Source organism: Megasphaera sp. AF13-6AC (assembly GCF_027685385.1).
GTDB classification, from domain to species: Bacteria; Bacillota; Negativicutes; order Veillonellales; family Megasphaeraceae; genus Megasphaera; species Megasphaera micronuciformis.
The window spans coordinates 1-4,154 of sequence record NZ_JAQCUN010000113.1 but is presented as its reverse complement, the minus strand read 5'-3'; the positions used below and the strand labels follow the sequence as shown (position 1 = coordinate 4,154).

Annotated in this window: 5 protein-coding genes; all 5 read right to left on the bottom strand. The window is 43.7% G+C overall.

Features of this window, described 5'->3' with window-relative positions; translation table 11 throughout:
- A partial coding sequence (locus PGX78_RS06555) for an O-methyltransferase (protein ID WP_270445988.1) occupies positions 1-371 on the bottom strand: 371 nt, incomplete at its 3' end.
- On the bottom strand, positions 368-1,426 hold the full coding sequence (mltG, locus tag PGX78_RS06550) for an endolytic transglycosylase MltG (RefSeq protein ID WP_270445985.1): 1,059 nt from the start codon (positions 1,424-1,426) through the stop codon (positions 368-370). The genes mltG and PGX78_RS06555, both read right to left, overlap by 4 nt.
- Positions 1,427-1,510: 84 nt before the next feature.
- Positions 1,511-2,629, bottom strand: coding sequence for a DUF4127 family protein (locus PGX78_RS06545; protein WP_270445982.1), 1,119 nt, complete (start codon positions 2,627-2,629; stop codon positions 1,511-1,513).
- A gap of 20 nt (positions 2,630-2,649) precedes the next feature.
- Positions 2,650-3,873, bottom strand: coding sequence for a peptidase U32 family protein (locus PGX78_RS06540; RefSeq protein ID WP_270445979.1), 1,224 nt, complete (start codon positions 3,871-3,873; stop codon positions 2,650-2,652).
- Between the two features lie 2 nt (positions 3,874-3,875).
- Positions 3,876-4,154 (bottom strand): O-methyltransferase (locus tag PGX78_RS06535; RefSeq protein ID WP_442864805.1); only part of this gene is annotated, 279 nt, incomplete at its 5' end.

Genomic DNA, 4,154 nt, shown 5'->3' with positions numbered 1-4,154 from the left:
GTCTGTCGGCCGTACTGACCTTTCGGACCGTCAAGAAATACAAAATCCCAGGGTCCTTCAGCATGTTCAATAAATTTCGTGCCGTCACCGCAAATGCAATGAATACGGTCCTTATAAGGCGAGCGATTTACATACTCTTGTGCTGTTAAGCTCCGTTCTTTTGATAACTCAACAGTCGTAATCACAGCATCATCGTCAAGGCATTGCGCCGCCAGCAATGTCGAATAGCCTATACAAGTACCTATTTCCAGCACATTTTTAGGCTTAGCCATACGCAATATGCGCTGCAGCAAGGGTATTTCCGAATCTCTCAAAATCGGTAACCCCTGCTGAACGCCGTATTCTTTTATTTCATGAAGTAAATTTATCATTGCATGTATTTCCGGACATTTCTCATATGATCTTCATAGGTCATAGCAAAATAATTATGTCCTTCTTTATCGGCTACAAAATATAAATAGCTCGTCGCAGGAGCATTCAAAACAGCCTCCATACTCTTTATCCCTGGGTTACCGATAGGTCCGGGAGGCAAGCCCTCGTAAACATACGTGTTATACGGTGAATCATACATAATCTCATCAAGAGTATACTCATACTTGTGGTCTCCCGAAGCATAGGAAACGCTGGCATCCGATTGAAGCTTCATATGACGTTTCAGGCGATTTTGAAAAACCGAGGCGATTAACGGTCTATCCTCATCATACTTCGCTTCCTTTTCCACCAGCGATGCCAAGGTGACAAATTGATAAATAGACAAATTTCCTTCATCGATTTTCTTACGCATAGACGAAGTCAAACGTGTATCGAAATTTTTCAGCATCATCTGTACCAGCTCCTTAGCCGTTACATCGTGATGAGCATAGTACGTGTCGGGAAACAAAAACCCTTCCGTAACATACGTAACCTGACGATTCCCCTTCATATAAGGATACAGTAAGGATGCATCGGAGGCGGCCGCTAAAAATTCCTCTTCGGAAATATTGGTCTGTGCCGCAACTACTTTTGCAATTTTGCGAACCGTATATCCTTCGGGGATAACTATCCGATACGAATCGGAAGCACCGCTTGTCAATTTTGTCATGATTTGGTTCATGCTCATATGTGAATCGATTTCGTATTCACCAAGTTTCAGTTTCGATGATTGACCCGTAAGAACCATGGCTACACGAAAAACGGCGGCATTATATATAAGCTCCCGTTCAGACAACTCGTCGGCAATTTCAGTACCCGTCATATCCGCTTTTACTTCAATATAGGCATGTTTTTCAGGCTGCCACACGGTGGGAATAAAGTAAAAGCCCGCCAAAAAAACGGCTACTGCCAGAACTGCCGAAATGACTATATAGACTTTGCCCTTATTTGATTTACTTTTTTCTTTTGCTTCTACCGCAAGGGGCTGTGAAGCCGTCTTTTTGTCTTTTTCCATGTGCCCTATTATACATGAAAAACCTGTAGAATAAAAGAAATCCACTATTCTACAGGCTTTACAGGTATATCTCTATTAAATTATTCAGTTCGACGGTGCCCAAGTTCGATTCCGTGCCGCAAGGGACTGGTTATTCCGATTGGCTTCTTGCGTTTTTACTTCCGTATCATACTTACCTTTAGCTTCATCAACAGCTTGCTTCAGGCGTGCATCCGTAATTGCGTCAAGCTTGCCCTTACCTTCTGTTTTAGCATTTTCATAAGCTTTTTCAGCTGCTTTTACTTGAGCCGATAAGTCTTCAAGTATTTCCTGATCTTTCGTATTCCGAATATCCGATTCAAGCTGTACATTCTGCTGTTTATGTATATCTACATACACTTCAAAAAGTCGATTCCACGGCAAGGTTACCTCTACAGTCTTGGGATCTACTTCAAGATAGGTCTGGGCATACCTCTGAAGTTCCAACTTGGCAAGACCTTGAAGTTCGCCCATTTCAGTAGGATAATAACGGCGCAATCTACCGGCTTCCATCGATTTTTGTATGCGATACAGGTAGTTTCTCACATTGGCTTGATAAGCCCAATTATCGAGATAGTTTGTCGTCAGCATATCTTTATGAGCCGACTCACTCATATATCGTGACAAAATACCTTGAGACAACCCGTAGCCGACGGAATTGCTCGCCGTATTCCAACCGTTATAAGCCGCTACTTTATACATCATTTTATCTTGGTACAAGCCGTATACCAAGGTATTATCCGCACCGTTGGAAAAAGCCATGTCAACGATACTTACGGGAATGTCCGCTTTAACGGCAGATTCTATGTGTCCCAAGAATTCTTTCGTCGAATCCAACATAATCGGGAAATTTTCGAAGCTGTTCGATTCTGTCGTCGATGTCGTCAACGGTGTATTGACAGCTAATAACAAGTCGGGCTTTTCCGAATCGGTTACGGTTCCGCCTATAGCTTCAATATGTTCGGCTATAGTCTTACCGATGGCCTGTCCATCATAACTGGGAACCGTCTTTTCTCCCCCGCCCAGGGGGTAAATAACCGTCACCTTCGGGTGATAATTATTGAAATCATTATTGGCTCGTGTGATCAACAATAACCCGAGCTGATCCGCTCCCGGGAAGGAACCGAAGGCTGTCTTAGGTACGTCTTTACCGCGCATTTCGGACGGCTCTACTTGAAAATACACATACTCTTTATATAACACGATTACTTACTTTTCCTTCGCATCATAGCATACGGTTCCAAAGGCACCGCGGTTTTTAAATACACGGTTTCCTGTGCATGTCTGGCTGCCTCTACGGGTTTTCCGTCGCCATCCGTCAACTCCGTGACAGTCATATGCACAACCGGCCCGTGGGGCATTAAAAACTCGACATCCTGACCGACTTTAAAAAAGTTCCTCTGTTCAATACATGCTCGACCGGACTCTTCATCATATGACTTTACGAGCCCGATAAAATCATGGGTCTGTACATTACTTGATTTAGCATATACTTGGTCATTTTCATCAGGACGGCCGAAATAAAATCCCGTCGTATACGGACGATGAGATATTTTTTCCAACTCTTCCAACCATTCAGCACGGACCGAGAAATGTTCCGGATCGGCTTCATACGCATCCATAGCTTCTCTATACGTCTTAATAACGGTAGCTACATAATGCAGACTCTTCATTCGCCCTTCAACCTTTAAGCTTGAAAGTCCCGCTTCATACAAAGCCGGCAAGTGCCCGATAAGACACATGTCCTTTGAGTTCATAATATAGGTTCCCCGTTCGTCTTCCATTACGGGGAAATATTCGCCCGGCCGTTTTTCCTCCACAAGACTGTATTTAAAACGACAACACTGTACGCACTCACCATGATTGGAATCTCTGTCCCGTGTAAAATAATTACTCAAAAGACAACGTCCCGAATAGGAGATGCACATAGCCCCGTGAACAAAACCTTCCAGTTCCATATGCGTTTTTTCATAAATATCTTTAACATCCCTAAGCGGCACTTCCCGTGCCAGGACAACACGCTCCGCACCGCACTCTTTCCAAAAGCGGACAGCAGACCAGTTCGTCGTATTGGCCTGTGTCGACACATGAATCGAAAGATTCGGAGCTACTTCCCGACACAATCTGAAAATTCCCGGGTCGGCAATTAAGACGGCATCGACATCAATAGACTCCAAATAGCGTAAATAATCCGGCAAATATTGAAAATCCTCATCTGACGGAAATATGTTGACCGTCACATAAATTTTCTTTCCCAAAGAGTGTGCATATTCTACAGCTTCTTTTATTTGCTCAGGCGTAAAATTATCACTAAAAGCTCGTAAACTGAAGGAAGTTCCTCCTAAGTATGCCGCATCGGCCCCGTATAGAAAAGCCAACTTTAATTTCTCCGGATTTCCCGCCGGTGCCAATAATTCCATTTTTTTCATAGTTACCCCTTCTTCCGTGATACGGTCAATCCGTCACCGTTTTCAAAAACAGCCGTAAAAAAAAGGCTTTCATCTTCGATAAGCCGTGTAAATTCTCGTAGTTTTCGTATAGCCGTACGGTGCTTATGAGGTAAGTATCCGTTCGTATATATCATATCATGGTAGCGTACATTATCAGCTACAATAACGGCTCCTGTAGTCAACCGCGGAAGCAACAACCTTGTCTGTCGGCCGTACTGACCTTTCGGACCGTCAAGAAATACAAAATCCCAGGGTCCTTC